Below are 17,250 nucleotides of genomic sequence, written 5' to 3'. Positions count from 1 at the left end.
AGGGCGCCGGATGCAAGCGCGGCGTGGCCGACCGGTGCGACCCCGCCGCGCGAGCTTCCGCCGTCCTGCCGTCACGCCGTCCCCCCCGGCGCGACGTTCTGGTTCATCCGGAAGAAGTTCTTCGGGTCGTAGTTCGCCTTGACCCGGGCGAGCCGGTCGTAGTTCGGGCCGTACGCTCCGCCGCGGACGCGGGCGGCCTCGTCCTCGGGCATGAAGTTCACGTAGACCCCGCCCGTCGCGAACGGCGCGGCCGCGTCGTAGAGCTTCCGGGCCCACGCGACGCACGCGGCGTCGTCGGCTGCGGCGCTCCAGCGCGTGTGCACGTTGACCACGAACTCGACATTCCGGTGCGGGTACGCGGTCGCGTCGACGGGAACCCGGTTGATGGCCCCGCCGAGGCTCGCGACGAAGATCTCGCACTCCGGGGAAGGAAGGGTTCGGACGGCCTGGAGCAGCGCCTCGATGAGGCCGTCCGAGAGATCGACGGCGTCGTGCGACTTCCAGTAGTTCCTCGCGCCGGGCGTGAGCATGGGATCGAACGCCGTCTGCCACGCCGCGTACGGGGCGGGGCCGACCACGTCCGCGATCGGTTTCCCGAGCGCCTTGAAGGGGGCCACCGCCTTCTCACCGGCCGCGCGGTCGCCGGCATGACAGAGGGCGAGGACGAGGACCTCGGTCCCGTGAACGCCCGGCGGGAGGAAAGGGAGGGGCGGCGCCTTCCGCATCACGGCCCAGCACGTCAGCTCGTCCGGCGCCTTCGCGACGAGGCGGCGGTACTCGCCGAGGACCGCCTTCGCGCTCGCGAACGGGTGGACGATCAGCCCCGCGATCACCTCCGGGCCCACGGGGTGGAGAGTGAACTCGAAGGACGTCACGACGCCGAAGTTGCCGCCGCCGCCGCGGATCGCCCAGAAGAGATCCGGGTGATCGGTCGCGCTCGCGCGCACGAGCTTCGCCTCGGCCGTCACGACGTCGGCGGAGAGCAGGTTGTCGACCGTCAGCCCGTGCTTCCGGCTGAGCCAGCCAAAGCCGCCGCCGAGGGTCAGCCCGGCGATCCCGGTCGTCGAGTTGATCCCGAGGGGCGTCGCAAGGCCGAAGGCCTGCGTCTCCCTGTCGAAATCGGAGAGCTTCGCGCCGGGCTCGACGCGCGCGGTGCGCGCCTGCGGGTCGACCCTGACCGAGATCATCCGCGAGAGATCGAGCATCACCCCTCCGTCGCACACGGCGTTCCCGGCGATGTTGTGCCCGCCCCCCCGAACCGACAGGAGCAGCCCGGCCCTCGCCGCGAGGCGGACGGTCGAGATGACGTCGGCCGCCCCGGCCGCCCGCACGACGAGCGCGGGGCGGCGGTCGATCATCGCGTTCCAGATCGCCCGCGCGTCGTCGTACCCCGCCTCGCCGGGAAGACACATGGGTCCCCGCAGCTCGCCGCGGAGCGCATCGAGCGTTTCGGATGAGAGAGATGCGCCCTTGCCGTCGATCGTCCTGACTGCGATGCCCGCCATGGTCAGCCTCCTGGTCCATGCGCCCGAGGGCGCCTCGTCGAAGACCGACACTATGGCAGACGGCGGTCATGGACGCATGGCCGGCGGTCCTCGTTCCCATCGGCCCGGCGACCCTACAATATCCCCACCCCCTCGTCCGTCTACACTCCTGGATGACGGACGCGGCGAGCCTGGAGCGGATGCCACTCGAACGGGACCAGCGGACCTCCGATGCGGTCGAGCGGGAGCAATCCCGGCTGCGTCGCTTCATCCGACGGCGCGTGGCCGACCCCCGCGACGTGGAGGACATCCTGCAGGACGTCTTCCACGAGCTGGTCGAGGCGAACCGCCTGCTGATGCCGATCGAGCACCTCACCGGCTGGCTCTTCCGCGTGGCGCGGAACCGCATCACCGACCTCTGGCGCAGGCCGATGCAGGAGAGCCTCGGCGACATCGAGGAGCTGCTTCCTTCTCCCGACGCCGGCCCCGACGCTCTCTACGCGCGCGGCGTGCTCCTCGCCGAGATCGAGGCGGCGCTCGACGAGCTGCCGGACGAGCAGCGCGAGGCGTTCGTCGCGCATGAGCTTCAAGGGCTCAGCTTCAAGGAGATGGCCGCCGAGACCGGCGTGAGCGTGAACACGCTCCTGTCCAGGAAGCGCTACGCGGTCCTGCACCTGCGCCGCCGGTTGCGGCGCATCTACGACGACGTGACGAAAGGGTGAGGGAACGAACATGAGCAAGGTGAAGAAGCTGCTTCTCATCGCGCCGCTCGCGATGGCGGGGATCGCGCTGTTCATCGCCATCGGGGGCGGGATCGTGCTGCTCCTGTGGAACTGGCTGCTGCCGCCGCTCTTCGGCTGGCGCGAGATCAACTTCTGGCAGGCTCTGGGGCTCCTGACGCTGTGCCGCATCCTCTTCGGCGGGCTCGGCAGCCACGGCTCCGGTCACTCCCGCATCCGCGCTCGCGTGCAAGGGCGCATGGCCGAGCATCTGGGCGAGCGCATGGCCGCGCGCTGGGATCGCATGTCCCCCGAGGAGCGGGAGCGATTCCGGCAGGGTCTGGGCGGACGTTGCGGCTTCGGCCCGCCCGACGGCGAGAACAAGCAGCCGTGAACACGATGAAGGCCATCGTCCAGGAAGGGTACGGCTCCGCCGACGTCTTCAAGCTTCGGGAGATCGAACGGCCCGTCGTCGCGGACGACGGCGTCCTCGTGAAGGTCGGCGCCGCCTCCGTCAACGCGCTCGACTGGCACCTCAGGCAGAGGCTGCCGCACCTCATCGGCAGGCTCCTTCGCAGCCCCCGGATCCCGGTCCGTGGGGTCGATCTCGCCGGACGCGTGGAGGCCGTCGGCAGGAACGTGACGCGATTCAAGCCCGGCGACGAGGTCTTCGGCGCGGGGAGGGGGAGCTTCGCGGAGTACGTGACGACCACGGAGGCCCGCCTGGCGCCGAAGCCCCGGAACCTGACGTTCGAGCAGGCTGCCGCCCTCCCCGTCGCGGGCCTCTCGGCCCTGCAGGGTCTGCGCGATGCGGCGCGCCTCCGGCCGGGACAGAGGGTGCTGATCCACGGGGCCGGGGGAGGCCTGGGGACGTTCGCCGTCCTCGTCGCGAAGGCGCTCGGCGCGCACGTCACCGCCGTGACCAGCACGAAGAACCTGGATCTCGTCCGCTCGATCGGCGCCGACGAGGCGATCGATTACACGAAGGAGGACTTCACCCGGAGCGGGAAGAGCTACGACGTCGTCTTCGACATCGGCGCGGACCGTTCCTTCGCCGAGTGCCGGCGCGTCATGACTTCGAACGGGACGCTCGTCCTCGCGGGCGCGTCGAAAGAGGTCTTCAGGGTCCTGTCGCGCCTGGTCGCGGCGCCGGTCCTCTCGCGCCTCGGGAGCCGGCGCTTCGCGGTGCTCATGGCCCGGGTGACGCATGAAGATCTGGTGGTGCTGAAGGATCTCGCCGAGGCCGGCAAGCTCACGCCGGTGATCGATCGGACGTATCCGCTCGGCGAGGCCGCCGACGCCATCCGGTACGTGGGGACGCGCCAGGCGCGGGGAAAGGTCGTGGTCACGGTCGCCGGCTAGTCCTCGAAGCGGAGAGCGCCGTCCCCGGCGACCGGAAAGTCGCCTCCATCCACCTCCGGATTCTGTTCGCGTCGCCCAGGCGCGTGTCGCGGCCCCAGGAGTCGAGGAGGACGATGACGACGTCCCGCGCGGCGATCTTCGCCTTCATCACGAGGCACCGCCCGGCCTCGTTGATGTAGCCGGTCTTCGAGAGATCGATCTCCCAGCTCCGGCTGCCCACCAGCCGGTTCGTGTTGTGGAACTCGAGGGGGCGCCGGCCGGAGGGCCTGACGAAGCGGGAGGATGACGTGGTGGCCTCGCGGATTCTCGGATATCCGTCGGCGGCCACCACCAGCCGCGCGAGGTCTTCGGGGCTCGAGACGTTGTCGTCGGACAGCCCGGTCGGATCCTTGAAGTGGGTCGAGAGCATCCCCAGCTCCATCGCCTTGCGGTTCATCGCTTCCACGCACGAAGGGACGCCGCCCGGGTAAGCCCGCGCCAGGGCCGCCGCCGCCCGATTTTCCGAGGCCATCAGCGCGACCTGGAGCAGGTCGGCGCGCTCGAGCCGGGCACCCACCGGGAGCCGGGAGCTCGAGTGCCTGAGCGTGTCCACGTCGGCGCGATCGATCGTGATCGCTTCGTCCGGAGGAGATCCCGCATCCAGCACGACCATGGCGGTCATGAGCTTGGTGATCGACGCGATCGGCGCCACCTGATCGGAGTGCTTCGCGAAAAGAGTCTCCCCCTGCTCCGCGTCGATCACGAGGGCAAGGTTCGACCTCAGGGCGGGGCCGCCAGGCTTGCCCGGAGCGGCGGAGGCCGCGATGACCGTCATGCCGATCGCGGCGGCGACGGCCGCCGTGCGCCCGATTCGATTCAGGGGATCCTCCTCCCGCCGCGCGGGGCCTCATCGCCCGCGTCGCGCGGAAAATAGCAGGAACTCCCGCCGGCGCGCTACTCCGCGAACCGGAGAGCGCTCCCGAGCTTCCGCGCCACGCGGTCCTTGATCCAGTGGCCGTCCCACCACTCCTGCGGGTTCACCGGCTGGCCGGCGATCAGGATCGAGAAGTGGAGGTGGTCGCCGCCGGCGAGCCCGGTGTCGCCAGTGCGGCCGAGCGTCTCCCCCCGCCTCACCGCCTGCCCCTCCTTCACGTCGATGGACGAAAGGTGCGCGTATAGGCTCTCGAGGCCGTATCCGTGGTCCACCACGACGGCGTTCCCGTAGATCCCGAAGAAGCGCGCCAGCGCGACCACGCCGTCGTTCGAGGCCTGGACCGGAACAGCCTTCGTCGCCGCGAGGTCGAAGCCGAGGTGGACCTGGTGATCGACGGTGCGTCCCTGGAAGACGTAGGTGCGGGCTTCCGCGAAGGGCGCCATCACCTTCGCGTTCGACATGGGCAGGAAGGGCCGGCTCCAGAGGAACTGCGGCTTCGACTTCGACGAGATCGACACGAGCTCCGCCGCGTTCGCCTTCCGGAGGCCCTGGTTGATCGACAGGAAGTTCTCGATCAGACCTCCGGCGTCCGCCAGCTCCGGGGTCTGCGACATGATCGCCGGGACGACCTTGTTCAGGAAGGCGTCCGACAGGTTGATCGTCGCCTCGATGGGCGCGTGCGGCGTGAACTTGTCGATGAACGTGACCTGGGACTCGTTGTCCGCGTCGTCGGCGGCGAGGAGCGTCACGCTCGCCGGGTCCGAGACGTCGTCGGGAACCGCGAAGAGCGCGAAGCGGTCCCCCCCGGCGCCGCCGGGGAAGGGGTAGCCCGGGAACCACCTGTCTCCGACCCTCACGCCGTCGCGCACGCTGGACTCGCCGACGCGGTAGACCACCGCCTCGGCGCCCCCCTGCTTCACGTAGTGGAACGTGGAGGTGACGCCGAGGCTCGGCGGCGTCAGGCGGACCTGGAAAGTCAGCTCCTTCACCGCCGGCGCGGGGCGGCTCAGCCACGCGGACGTCCCCCCGGCGGTCACCCGGATCGTCAGCGTTCCGGCCTTGAGCCCCTGGATCGCGTCGCGGCCGATTTCGAGCGCCAGCGACTCGCGATCGGTGCCGCGGCCCCAGAACTTCCAGGACGGGGGCGGGGGATAGGTCCTGTCCGCGAGCTTCTCGACCCGATCCCCCTGGACCAGCTCGGCCCGGACGGCCGTGAGGCCGCGAACTCCCTCCGTCACCGTGACGGTGACGGTCGTCTTCCGTCCGATCGAGCCGCCCTCGGGCGTCGCCGAGATCGCGGGCTGGGGTCCCGCGCGGAAGGCGGCGAGGGCGAGGAGGGCGAACAGGCCCGCGAGCACGAGAAGGATCAGAGCCACGGCCAGGACGCGGCCGGATTCGCTGCGACGCATCGAGATGTTCTCCCGGGGGTGCCGGCGGAGGCGGGGAATCCACGATCGGCCGCCGGCGAGTCGCGCGAGTGTAGCGTCTCCCGGACGATCCGGTTGCGCCGCCTCGGCGTGGAACCGGGCTTCGTGCCGATCCGGCGGGGGCGGCGGGGCGGGCTCATCGGGCTGAACAGTGGTGCCTGATGAAGAAACGTCTGATCGTCCCCTTCGTGGCCCTCGCGCTGCTGACGGCGCCGCCCTCCCCGGCGTCGGACAAGGCCGATCCGGCCCCGAAGCCCGAAGAGTTCCCCGCCATGGTCTACGGGAGCATCGCCGGCGTCCACGGGATGCGGCACGTCTACATCCGGAAGCTCGAAAAGGTCTACCTGGGGAGAATCCGAATCCTATGAACGCCCGCATGAACCGACTCTCGTGATCCCCTCCCGGGTGAGCATCTGTGCAAGACTATGGCGGTGGCACGGCCGAGCGGGGCTCGCCGAAGCCTCACGTGTCGGGAAGAGGGCTTCCGGGACGCGAGCTTTTCATCGTTGGAGGATATGGTGCTGCGGATCAAAGGACTCAGGAAGACCTACACGGGTGGCGTGGAAGCGCTGAAAGGGGTCGACCTGCAAGTTCCTGCGGGAATGTTCGGACTGCTCGGACCGAATGGTGCGGGCAAGACCACGCTCATGAAGATACTGGCCACCCTCCTCGAACCCGACTCGGGCGAAGTCGAGTTCGGTGGCGTGGATTTCATCGGCCAGAGAATGGCGGCACGAAGGATGCTCGGCTACCTGCCGCAGGAATTCGGACTGTACCCGACGCTGACAACCGAGCAGACGCTCGCGTATTTCGCCAGGCTGAAGGGCGTGGTGAACGCGCGCGAACGCTCTCGGTCGATCGACGCGCTCCTTGATATGGTCAATCTTCATGAAGTGCGCGGGCAGCCGGTTGGAAAACTCTCCGGCGGCATGCGGCAGCGCCTGGGGATCGCGCAGGCGCTTCTCGGACGGCCCAGAGTGCTCATCGTCGATGAGCCGACGGCCGGCCTGGACCCCGAAGAACGAAACCGATTTCACGACATGCTGACCGAGGTCGCGAGCAAGGAAACGGTCGTCGTGCTCTCGACCCACATCGTCTCCGATGTCTCCCGGCTCTGCAGCCTGATGGCAATCATGCGGCACGGCGAGATTGTCGCACTATCCACTCCGCAGGCGGCTCTGGCGCAGATCGCGAATGATGTGTGGGAAGCCGATGTGAGGTCAGAGAAGGTCGCGAATCTCAGGTCGCGACTCCAGGTCGTCTCCACGTCGTTTCTCGACGGTCAGGCGCGCATCAGGGTATTGTCGCCGAGTCGTCCACCGAGCAGAGAATTCAGGCCCGTCACCCCCACGCTCGAAGATTACTATTTTCGTCTTGTCGCCCCGCTGGATGACCTGAATTGACTCGCATTCTCCCAAACGCTTTCGTCGCGGTGTTTCGGACCGAGATACTATTCAATCTCAAGCGCGTCGCACCCTACGCCCTGATGGTCCTGTTCAGCGCGAATGCCGTCCTGTGGTGGGGCTGGGGACCCGCCGGGGCCAGAGGATGGGCGGTCAACAGCGATTTCTTCATTGTCTGGCTCCTGGGTGGTTTCTCTTTCCTGACCATGCCCCTCTTCGTGGCCATGATGATGGGAGATCCGGTCATCCGGGACTATCGCATCGGGGTCGATCCGCTCATTTTCTCGAGACCGGTCCGTCCCGTCGAGTATCTTCTCGGAAAATTCGCCGGCAACTTCGTCGTCCTGGTGTGTGCTCAGGCCTTTTTCGTCCTTGCACCGTTGCTGCTTCAGTCATTGAGTCTGAAGGGCATGATCGTCCTGCCGCCCCGTGTGCTGCCGTACTTCCAGCACTTCTTCTTTTTCGTCGTCGTTTCCAGCCTCGCGATGGCCACCGTATTCTTCACCGTCGGGACGCTCACGCGCAACGTCAAGATCGTCTATGCCCTGGCCACGTCTTTCTACCCCCTGTACGCCGCGTCGCAGATCGCCATGAAGAATCAGCCGGGGCGGTGGCGTGTCTTCCTGGACCCCGTGCTGTTCAATGTCGGCGGCAACATGTGGCAAGGGCGCAGCAGCGACTGGCTGAATCATCTCACTGTTGGCTACGACGAATACATGGTCGTCAATCGAGTTCTGATGCTCGGCATTTCCGTTTCCTGCTTGGCGATACTCATCTCGCGGTTTTCGGCATGTGAGCGCGGCACAGAGAACGGCGCGTACAATGCGCACTCGATCCTCGGGCTTGGTGCCTGGCCAATCCCGCGTCACGAGGAACGGCGAAGCCCCGGCGCCCGGGACTGCAGGCAGGCGGAGGAGCTCGAGGTTGGGAGACCGCCCGCACTCGCGAGGGTCATGTGCGTCACTCCGGGTTGGCGCGCAACCGCCGGGCAATTCATGGCGTCCCTGGGAGTGGAGTGTCGGCTCCTTCGCTCTGAGCGCACTCTCGTCGTGATCGCCCCACTCATCGTGTTGTCGTGTGTCCTGGATTTGTTGGCCTTCGGAGTCGTGCCGGAGATCTCGTACGCGGCGTCCTATGCGGCCAGGACAGCGGACTCGGCGCTGTTGGTTCTATTCGGCGTCGCGGTGTTCTTCACCGGCGAGTCGATGCACCGCGATCGTGAGCTGGGGGTCGAACCGGTGCTGTGGAGCGTGCCGGCGCCCAACAGCGTGTTGTTGCTTTCGAAGCTGGCAGCCACGCTGCTGCTTTCCGCCGGTCTGATCGTGCTGGTCGCCCTCGCTGCTTTGTGTGTGCAGGTTTGCAAAGGCAACGCGCCGCTCGAACCGCTCGTTCATGTGAAGACTTACGCGGTGATTCTGCTGCCGAGCGCGGTCTTCATGTGCGGGGCGTCTCTCGCATTGAATGTTCTGTTGCGCGACAAGTACTTGACCTACGCGGTCAGCCTTGCAGCCGGTGGAGCAGTCTATTACCTGAGCAGTCAGGGACATGACACCTGGTTGTATAACCCCACCCTCTACGGTTTGTGGACCCCTTCCGACCTCTCAGGGAGCCATCTGTCACGAATCTTCGTCCACAGGATCTATTGTTTGGCGCTCTCGGTCTTCCTCCTGGCATTGGCATTCATCCGTTTCGAGCGCAAGCCTACGAGAGAGGTGGGAGCACTGGGCCTGCTGAATGCCAGGGGTTGGTCCCTCGTGATCGCAGCGCTTGCCGGGGTGATCGCCATCATCACCGGGCTCACGATAGCCGGCAGCGGCTGATCCGGCGGCGTGGCGGCGAAGCGCATGACCTGTTCGATCGAAAGTCTCGACACCGGTCCGGTCGACGACCTTGAGGAGTGTGATCGTCGTGAAGGGAACGCCACGACGTTGCGCGGCAGTGAGACCTGTCCCTTCGCTGAGACGCTCCGCCGCGTGGCTGAAGTCCACGATCCCACCCCTCTTCCCGGTCGCGCCAGGGGCGTCGTCTTCATGGGCTCGTACCAGGTGAAGCACGTCTCGAAGAGGGGGCTCCTTTCGGGGAAAGGCAGCTTCGACATCGAGCGCGTCGGCGCACCGGCCGAGGCGGAGATCATGGCGCGGATCGCCCCCGAACTGAAGGGGACGAAGTGGGCCGGTGCGGCCGACGACCGGCTGCACACACGTCGCGAAGGCGTGGGTGGAGTAGGGACGGCGGCCGGACTCCGGGTGAGGCCGCATCCCACGGACGCCCGGACGACACGAGCGTTCTGAGCCCCACGGGGCGAAACCTGTGCGAGACTGTGGCCGCACGATGGAGGGATCTTCATGGGGAAGGCAGTGCGCAGCATCCCCGCGGTCATCGCGGGCTTCGTCGCCGCAAGCCTGGTGATGGTGGTCTTCGAGTCGGTGAACGGACGCGTCCTCTATCCCGAGATGGGGAAGGCGGCGGAGGGAATGACGGACAGGGAGGCGATCCGAGCGTTGATGGCGAGCGCGCCCGTCGGCGCGTTCCTGGTGGTTCTCCTCGGCTGGGGGGTGGGGAGTCTCGTGGGCGGATTCGTTGCGGCATCGATCGGCCGGAGCGCTCCGGTGCCCCACGCTCTGGTCGTCGGCGGGCTGCTCACGCTGGCCGGGATCGCCAATAATCTCATGCTTCCGCCGCCCGCGTGGTTCTGGATCGTCAGCCTCGTGGTTCTGCTTCCGGCTGCCTGCGCCGGCGCAAGGCTCGCGCCCGGAAAGAGCCCGGCGAAGAGCTGAGCGCCGCGTGCCCTTTTCCGTCTCCGAGGATTAATGGAAGGACTCACCGCCGTCTTCTCGACGACGAACGCGGGCGTGCTTCCACGCCCAGGTGGCTCAGGAACGCGCATGTGAGCTCGCGTTTGAGAGCCTGATCGTCCCTGGGCAGCAGTCCCTTCCAGGGTCGCAGGTCCTGCGGCAGCACGACCAGCTCGTGCAACGTGCTGACGACCATCATCAACCCCAGTGCGACCGCCCTCTTCGGATCGGGGTGCCTGATCTCGCTCCGGTGCGCGAGGAAGAGGTTCACCACGCGCTCGAATGAGCTGGCTTCGAGCTTGTTTGCCTTCGTCCAGAACGGGGTGTCGGTCCGGCCGTGGACGAACTGCCTCATCGCGCGCAGCAGCGGCGCATTCATCCGGTAGGCCGTGACCATGCCGCCGATGGCTTGTTCCGCGAGGACGGCCAGCGGGATCCGGGCCGCTGTCGCGGGCGTCGTGCCCGTCCTGACCTTCTCCTTCTGGCGCTCGAGAAGCCCGAGGATCGCCGTTTCCAGCAGCGCGTCCTTGTCGCGGAAGCGGCGATAGACCGCTCCCGGCGACAGCCCCGCATGATCGGCGATCCTTGGGATCGTCGTTCCATCGAGGCCGTGCTGTCCGAGCACCTCGGCGGCCGCCTTGAGCAGCTTGCGCAGGGACTCGCGGCTTCGCTCCTGCCGGGGCTCCAGCGTCTTTCGTAGGGTGCGCACGGCTCTTCATACTAGCAGAGCGCCGCCGGAGGGGACTTCCTCGATGGAGGGTCGAGGCCCTTGACAAGGCCGAAGACAGGTGTAAAAGTAAATGAGAATTCACATTTACTTTAAGGAGGAGCTCATGTCGATCGCAGCGCGTTCGGTAGAGTTTGAAAGCGCGGCCGCGGGGCCTGAAGCCGTGGCGTCCGCGCCGGCCCATCCCCTGCGCGAATCTCGATTTCTCCTCTGGTGGGGCGGGGCGACCATCTCTCTGCTGGGGGACCAGTTCTACCTGGTGGCTCTCCCCTGGGTCGTCCTCCAGCTCACGGGCTCCGGGGTCGCCATGGGGACCGTGGCCATGGCCGCCGGGATCCCGCGTGCCGTGCTGATGCTGCTGGGCGGGGCCGTCACGGATCGGACTTCGCCGCGGCGGCTGCTCATGGCGACGGCTTGTGCGAGGACGATTTTCGTCGCGGCCATCGGCGCGCTGCTCTGGACGCAGCAGCTCCAGCTCTGGCATCTGTACGTGCTGGCGATCGCGTTCGGCGTGGCGGATGCTTTCGCTCTTCCTTCCGCGGGCGCCATGCTGCGGTCGCTCGTCCAGCCCGAGCAATTGCCTGCCGCGACTTCGATCTGGCAGAGCAGCGCGCTGCTGACCGGCGTCGTCGGTCCCGCCCCGGCCGGATGGATCGTGAAGGCGCTCGGAGCGGCCTGGGCGTTTTTCCTGGATGCCATCAGCTTCCTGTTCATCATCGGCGCGCTGTGGAAGCTGCCGGATCCTCCCGCGCCCCGAGCTGCCGGACGCAAGCCGGGAGTGTGGATTTCCATCACCGAAGGTCTCGCCCATGTCGGGCGGGACGTCGCGCTGCGATCTCTCATGCTCCTGGCCGCCGTCCTGAACTTCTGCCTGAGCGGCCCGCTCAGCATTGGTCTGGCGTTCCTGGCCCGGCACCGATTCTCCTCGCCGACCGCCTTCGGCATCTGGATCTCGAGCGTTGCGGCGGGAACGCTGGTGGGAATGCTGCTCGCCGGCGTTTTCAAGTCCGGGCGACGCGGCCTGCTGCTCCTCGGAACGAGCGCGATTCTCGGCGTCGCGACCGCGTGCCTCGGTCTGCTCCCCGGTCTCTGGCCGGTCGCCGCCCTCTTGCTGGTCATGGGGGTCTTGAGCGGGTTCATCAACGTCCAGATTCAGGCCTGGTTTCAGCAGCGCGTGGACCGCGCCTTCCTGGGCCGCGTGATCAGCGTCTCGATGCTCTCGGCGTTCGGGCTGATGCCGCTCTCCATGGCTGCCGCGGGCGCAGCCGTCGAGTGGAGCGTGGCGGGAGTCTTCATGATTTCCGGCGCCGCCGTCGTCCTCGTCTCGGCGTTTGGACTGCTGCAGAAGCCGGTCCGCGAGATCCGGTAGCCTTGGGATCGCTCCAGAAGTTCAGGCCAGATCCCGCACGGCCTCAGGAGTACCGCGGTTCGCAACCTGCCCGCTGAAGGAGCCTCGGGGTCGAAGTTGATTGCAGTGAGCGAACGCGACAGGGGTCCCGACAAGTCCAGTACAAGCCGTACGATCCACGAACACAGGCCAACGTGCATTCCCGTCATGCGGGAAGCGAGCCGGAAGAAAGAGGTCACTTGGTGCCGGGGGAGGGGGTCGAACCCTCATGCCTCGTGAGAGGCCGGGGATTTTAAGTCCCCTGCGTCTGCCAGTTCCGCCACCCCGGCACTCCGCAAGGATAACGCCTCGAGGAGGTGATAGGAGAGTCTCAACAGGACGTCTCTGGTGGTATTATCGCGCCAGGAGAATCAACCATGCCGAGGCGTCCGGTTGCTACGGCCCTCCTGCTGGCTGCGATGATTGTGAGTGCTCCACGTGCCGGCGCGGGCGTCCAGCATCGGCTGACGTTTCAGGATCGCCTCCAGGCCCAACTCGCCATCGAGCGCGTCTACTACTCTCACATCATCGGCGCCACCAAACCCTTCGAGCAGGCCGTTCCTCCTCAGGTGATCGAGAGGAAGGTCCGCACCTACCTGAAAGAGTCCCTCGCGCTGGAGCGGTTCTGGGCCGCGCCCGTGACGGACCAGGCGCTTCAAGCCGAGATGTCGAGGATCGCCCTTCACACCCGTTTCCCTGACAGGCTAAGAGAGATCTACGCCGCACTCGACGACGATCCCGTCCTCGTGGCGGAGTGCCTGGCGCGACCCGTGCTGGTGGATCGCCTCGCGCGAGGCTACTTCGAGCGGGACGAGCGCATCCACGGTCGGGCGAAACACTCGCCGGATGAGGCCCGGACTTCCTCGGATGAGGACCCGACGTGGGATGGCTGGTGGGACGGGGTGGCGGGCGATCTTGGTGAGAGCGAGGTGGAGACGGTCGCCTCGGGCGAAACGCTTCTCTCCGATCCGGCGTCCACCGGCGAGGCTCTGACGACCAGCGCCACGTCGACGTGCGTCCCCGACGACACATGGGGCGTGGCGGGCAACCCGGGGAGCGTCGCCAGCGCGCGAAGGGATCACGCCGTCGTCTGGACGGGGAACGAGATGATCGCGTTTGGAGGGTGGGGCTTCGAGGTCGTCGCCGGATCGGGATCTCGCTACAACCCTCTCACCGACAGCTGGACCCCGACCTCGCTCCAGAACGCTCCCCTCAATGCAGGGGCGATCGCCTGGACGGGAAGCGAGATGCTCGAGTGGGACAGCGCGGCCGTGGCGGGAGCCCGGTACGACCCGGCCGGCGACATCTGGCGGCCGATGGCTTCGGCCAACGCCCCCTCTTCTCGCTTCGGTAGCTCCGCGGTCTGGGCGGGAACCGAATGGATCATCTGGGGCGGCGCGCCGTCTGCGGGGGGAGTGACGAACACCGGCGCACGCTACGACCCGGTGGCCGACATGTGGACTTCGCTGCCCCCGGGACCGACCGCAACCTACTACCACACCGCCGTCTGGACCGGAACACAGATGATCGTCTGGGGCGGAGAGGACGCTCAGGGCGGGTTGCCGAGCGGCGGGGCCCGTTACACCCGGGCGACCGATAAGTGGTCCAAGATCGCCTCTTCGGGGGCTCCCGAGGGCCGCCTCTCCCATACGGCCGTATGGACGGGCACGAGAATGATCGTCTGGGGAGGTAGCGGCGCCAGCGCCGTGCTCGCCAGCGGCGGGCGGTACGATCCGGCGACGAACAGGTGGGACCCCACGTCGACGTCCGGCGCAGCGGACTCTCGCGCTCTGCATACGGCGGTCTGGACGGGGAGCGAGATGGTCATCTGGGGTGGCGACGGCGGTTCCTCCGCTGGGGTTCTCTCGTCCGGAGGCCGGTACAACCCCGGTACGGATGCTTGGATGCCGACACCGTCGGTTAACGCGCCGCCGGCGAGACAGCGCCACAGCGCAGTATGGACGGGATCGCTCATGATCGTTTGGGGAGGCGAAGATGGTTCTTCCACCTTCCCCTTCTGGGACGGCGGAAGGCTCGATCCCATCTCCAACTCCTGGACACCCATCAACGCCACGCTTCCCGCGAGGCGGAGCTTCCATTCTGCGGTCTGGACCGGAGCCGAGATGCTGGTGTGGGGAGGAGAGGGCCAGAGCGTTGCGGTCTGCTGTCAGGGTCTCGTCAACGTCGGCGAACGCTACGATCCTCTGGTCGATTCCTGGACGCCGATGTCCACGACCGGCGCCCCCGGCGCGCGATACCTGAACACGGCCGTCTGGACGGGAAGCGAGATGATCGTCTGGGGAGGAAGCACCGGTTCCCTGGATCTGGCCACAGGCGGACGATACAACCCCGTGAGCGATTCGTGGGCCCTCACCTCCACGCTCAACGCGCCATCCGCGAGATCCTTTGCAACGGGAGTGTGGACCGGCAGCCGCATGATCGTCTGGGGAGGCCAGAGCGGATCCACGTACCTCGACACCGGCGGTCGATACGACCCCGTCGCAGACACCTGGCTGCCCACGTCCACGTACTTCACCCTCAGCCCTCGCTCGGGGCACAAGGCGATCTGGACAGGGTCGGTCATGGTCGTCGTCGGCGGCTCGAACGGCGTCCTGTTCCCCAACTACACCCTGGGCGCCCTTTACGATCCCGGCACGGACACATGGTCCAGGATGACCGGAGTCCCCCTGACGAGGGGCTTGACCGGCCACACGGCGGTCTGGAGCGGGCAGTACGTGTACATCTGGGGAGGCGGATACGACGGCGGCGCCACCAACGGCGGCAGTCGCTACGATCCAATCTCGGACTCCCTGACATCCATCTCCTCGGCGAACGCGCCCAGCGCTCGCAGAGATCCCCTCGGCGTTTGGACCGGCCGGGAGATGCTGGTCTGGGGAGGGCTCGTCAGCGGTCAGCCCGTCAACAGCGGCGGACGGTACGATCCTTCGACGAGCTCGTGGACGGCGACCTCGCTGGTTGGAGCTCCGGCCGTCAGGTCCGTTGCCTCCATGGTGTGGGCGGGAGGCTCGGCGATCGTGTGGGGCGGTGAGTTGGACAGCCAGCAAGTCCACGCGGTCGGAGGAACGTACGCTCTCGGCCAGGGGACCGACGATGACGGCGACGGCTTCAGCGAGTGCGCGGGGGACTGCAACGACGCCGACCCCACCGTCCATCCGGGCGCGGTCGAGCTCTGCAACGGACGGGACGACAACTGCGACGGGCTCGCGGACAACGGGGATGCCGACGGCGACGGCGCCGCCAACTGCATGGACTGCGCGCCCCAGGACGCCTCCGCCATCCGGACCCCGGGCCCGGTCACCGGAGTCTCCGCCGGCGCGATTCCGAACGGCCTCCGCCTGACCTGGGCCGATCAATCAGGGACGGCGGGATCGGGAACGCGCTACGACATCTTCTCGGGATCCCTTGCCGCCGTGAGGGCGGTTCCCTGGAGCTTCTCCTCCGGAACGTGCGCGATGGACGATCACGCCGGCGCAACCGCCGACGTGATCGTGCCGGACCCACCGCCGGGCCAGGCGATCTATGTCCTGATCCGCGCCCAGAACGGCTGCGCCGCCGGAACGGGCACCTACGGCGACGCCAACCGCGACGCGACCGCTTCGGCGAGCGCGGGGGCGTGCCACTGACCGATCCGTCGGCGCAGGGTCCTCAGCCCCTGAGGACCCGCGGGCCCACGTGCACCAGACCGAGGCGTAACACCCCGTTCCTCACACCCACCTCCTCACCCTCGACCTGTACGCGAGGTACGTTTCCCCGAACTTCCCCTCGAGGTAGTGCTCCTCGCGGAGCACGACGCCGCGATGGAGGATGATCGCGATCGGGACGACGAGCAGGAGGGGCACGAGCCCGTCGATGAAGAGCGCCACCGCCAGGTACACCCCGAGGCCTGCGAGATAGAGAGGGTTCCGCGTGAAGCGGAACGGCCCGTCGGTCGCGATGGCGAGGGTCGGACGATCGGGACGGATGTTCGTCCCCGCGCGCCGCATCGCCGCGTGCGCCCACAAACCGAGGGCGAGACAGAGCGCGAAGAGCGCCAATCCGAGCAGGCGGGCCGCGAGCGGCGCGAGGAGGGGGAAGGGGAAAGCCCGGTCGAGGATCGCCGCGAGGATCATCCCTCCGCCGAGGAGCACGGGAGGGAAGACGACGATGTCGGCCGAGTCAGAGGGGCCGCGGCTCACGTGCCGGGAGCCGGGGTCGCCCGCCCATGGTCGGGAACCCCCTTTCGCATCGCCACTCCCCTCCGGGCCGCCAGGTCGAGGAGCTCCGGGTACCAACCGGATCGCCTGAAGTGCTCGGGCTCCCGGGTGATCCAGTCGAGGTACAGGTCGAGATGTTCTCCGGGGAGGGCGAAGGACCACAGGACGCAGATTCGATCCCTCTCCTCGGGCATCGTCAGCAATCGCGGCAGGGCGCTCTCGACCCTGGGGTGCAGGCACAGGTCGGGCGAGGCCTTCAACCTGACGTTGTGCCCCGAGTGCGCGGATCGAAGGTCGAATACGACCAGGTCCCCCTCCGTGGTCGGGACGTTCAGCATCTCGCCCACGTGCCGGGACATCGTCCTGTGGGACTTGAGGCGGATCTTCAGCCCTCCGCTGTGCGCGCTGTGATCCTGGAGATACAGGGCGAAGCGGACCATCACCACGCGCGGTCCGGTCTCGAGCTGGAAATCCTTGTGGAAACCGCGACCGCCGAAGCCGATCCGGATCTGGCTGTCCCCGAAGTAGACGATCTCGTCGCCCAGAATCCGCTTCGCGTAGCCGACGATGCGGGGATCGAACAGCACGAAGTCGAGATCCCGGAGCTCTTCCATCGACGGAAGGTCGCCCAGGATGGTCCGACCCGGGTGCTTCGGGTGCGTTGCGGCATGAGCGCCGTCGCGGAGCGCGCGGCGGACGACTTGCTCGAATCGCGCCCGAAGGTGCGAGATCGTGTCGCGGGAGAAGACGCCCCTGAGCAGCACGATTCCCTGCTCGTGGATCGTTCGCATGTCGGGACGAGCCGGATCTGCCTCGATC

Annotated in this window: 16 protein-coding genes and 1 tRNA gene; 10 read left to right on the top strand and 7 right to left on the bottom strand. The window is 67.5% G+C overall.

All coding sequences use genetic code 11. The features are described from left to right. Positions 1-71: 71 nt before the first annotated feature. Positions 72-1,505, bottom strand: a complete 1,434-nt coding sequence (locus HY049_03030; protein MBI3447884.1) for an FAD-binding oxidoreductase — start codon at positions 1,503-1,505, stop codon at positions 72-74. A gap of 179 nt (positions 1,506-1,684) precedes the next feature. On the opposite strand from HY049_03030, the gene HY049_03025 reads away from it, so the two are divergent. From HY049_03025 to HY049_03015, 3 genes are read left to right on the top strand one after another with little or no spacing between them, the layout of a single operon-like run. Next, positions 1,685-2,206: a sigma-70 family RNA polymerase sigma factor gene (locus HY049_03025; GenBank protein MBI3447883.1), complete on the top strand. Its 522-nt coding sequence runs from the start codon at positions 1,685-1,687 to the stop codon at positions 2,204-2,206. A gap of 52 nt (positions 2,207-2,258) precedes the next feature. Next, positions 2,259-2,597 carry a hypothetical protein gene (locus tag HY049_03020; GenBank protein ID MBI3447882.1) on the top strand — a complete coding sequence of 113 codons (339 nt, stop codon included), beginning with the start codon at positions 2,259-2,261 and terminating at the stop codon, positions 2,595-2,597. 5 nt (positions 2,598-2,602) lie between these two features. Beyond that, positions 2,603-3,565: an NAD(P)-dependent alcohol dehydrogenase gene (locus HY049_03015; GenBank protein MBI3447881.1), complete on the top strand. Its 963-nt coding sequence runs from the start codon at positions 2,603-2,605 to the stop codon at positions 3,563-3,565. Here HY049_03015 and HY049_03010 read toward each other — a convergent pair. Both HY049_03010 and HY049_03005 read right to left on the bottom strand, forming a co-directional pair. Further along, positions 3,549-4,379 carry a serine hydrolase gene (locus tag HY049_03010; protein ID MBI3447880.1) on the bottom strand — a complete coding sequence of 277 codons (831 nt, stop codon included), beginning with the start codon at positions 4,377-4,379 and terminating at the stop codon, positions 3,549-3,551. The two genes, HY049_03015 and HY049_03010, sit on opposite strands and share 17 nt — an antisense overlap. A 119-nt stretch (positions 4,380-4,498) precedes the next feature. After that, positions 4,499-5,887, bottom strand: coding sequence for a M23 family metallopeptidase (locus HY049_03005; GenBank protein ID MBI3447879.1), 1,389 nt, complete (start codon positions 5,885-5,887; stop codon positions 4,499-4,501). 179 nt (positions 5,888-6,066) lie between these two features. Between HY049_03005 and HY049_03000 the strand changes: the two genes are divergently transcribed. The 5 genes from HY049_03000 to HY049_02980 all read left to right on the top strand — a co-directional run bounded on the left by HY049_03000 (position 6,067) and on the right by HY049_02980 (position 10,085). Beyond that, positions 6,067-6,273, top strand: a complete 207-nt coding sequence (locus HY049_03000; GenBank protein MBI3447878.1) for a hypothetical protein — start codon at positions 6,067-6,069, stop codon at positions 6,271-6,273. Positions 6,274-6,420: 147 nt separating this feature from the next. Further along, entirely contained in the window at positions 6,421-7,308 is an 888-nt protein-coding gene (locus tag HY049_02995; protein ID MBI3447877.1) for an ABC transporter ATP-binding protein, read from the top strand. Beyond that, positions 7,305-9,128 carry a hypothetical protein gene (locus HY049_02990; GenBank protein MBI3447876.1) on the top strand — a complete coding sequence of 608 codons (1,824 nt, stop codon included), beginning with the start codon at positions 7,305-7,307 and terminating at the stop codon, positions 9,126-9,128. Before HY049_02995 ends, HY049_02990 begins: the two co-directional genes overlap by 4 nt. A gap of 24 nt (positions 9,129-9,152) precedes the next feature. Further along, positions 9,153-9,599 (top strand): hypothetical protein, encoded by a 447-nt coding sequence (locus HY049_02985; GenBank protein ID MBI3447875.1) that lies wholly within the window; start codon positions 9,153-9,155, stop codon positions 9,597-9,599. A gap of 54 nt (positions 9,600-9,653) precedes the next feature. After that, on the top strand, positions 9,654-10,085 hold the full coding sequence (locus HY049_02980) for a hypothetical protein (GenBank protein MBI3447874.1): 432 nt from the start codon (positions 9,654-9,656) through the stop codon (positions 10,083-10,085). Between the two features lie 43 nt (positions 10,086-10,128). Here the strand turns inward: HY049_02980 and HY049_02975 are convergent, their stop codons facing one another. Continuing rightward, complete coding sequence (locus HY049_02975) at positions 10,129-10,728, bottom strand: helix-turn-helix transcriptional regulator (protein MBI3447873.1); 600 nt, start codon at positions 10,726-10,728, stop codon at positions 10,129-10,131. 265 nt (positions 10,729-10,993) lie between these two features. Between HY049_02975 and HY049_02970 the strand changes: the two genes are divergently transcribed. Next, a complete protein-coding gene (locus HY049_02970; protein ID MBI3447872.1) occupies positions 10,994-12,199 on the top strand; it encodes an MFS transporter in 1,206 nt (401 codons plus the stop codon). A 219-nt stretch (positions 12,200-12,418) separates the two neighbouring features. Here the strand turns inward: HY049_02970 and HY049_02965 are convergent. Then, positions 12,419-12,507, bottom strand: a tRNA-Leu gene (locus HY049_02965). Between the two features lie 87 nt (positions 12,508-12,594). Here HY049_02965 and HY049_02960 point away from each other — a divergent pair. Continuing rightward, the gene (locus HY049_02960) at positions 12,595-15,861 is read left to right on the top strand and encodes a hypothetical protein (GenBank protein ID MBI3447871.1); all 3,267 of its coding nucleotides are present in this window, start codon (positions 12,595-12,597) and stop codon (positions 15,859-15,861) included. An 81-nt stretch (positions 15,862-15,942) separates the two neighbouring features. Here the strand turns inward: HY049_02960 and HY049_02955 are convergent, their stop codons facing one another. Both HY049_02955 and HY049_02950 read right to left on the bottom strand, forming a co-directional pair. Continuing rightward, the gene (locus tag HY049_02955) at positions 15,943-16,413 is read right to left on the bottom strand and encodes an isoprenylcysteine carboxylmethyltransferase family protein (GenBank protein ID MBI3447870.1); all 471 of its coding nucleotides are present in this window, start codon (positions 16,411-16,413) and stop codon (positions 15,943-15,945) included. Next, a complete protein-coding gene (locus tag HY049_02950; GenBank protein MBI3447869.1) occupies positions 16,410-17,222 on the bottom strand; it encodes a phytanoyl-CoA dioxygenase family protein in 813 nt (270 codons plus the stop codon). Before HY049_02950 ends, HY049_02955 begins: the two co-directional genes overlap by 4 nt. Positions 17,223-17,250: the final 28 nt, after the last annotated feature.

It is taken from the genome of Acidobacteriota bacterium (assembly GCA_016195325.1).
Taxonomy (GTDB): Bacteria; Acidobacteriota; Polarisedimenticolia; order JACPZX01; family JACPZX01; genus JACPZX01.
Note: the sequence above shows the minus strand (reverse complement) of the source record. Positions and strands in the feature narration are given on the sequence as shown.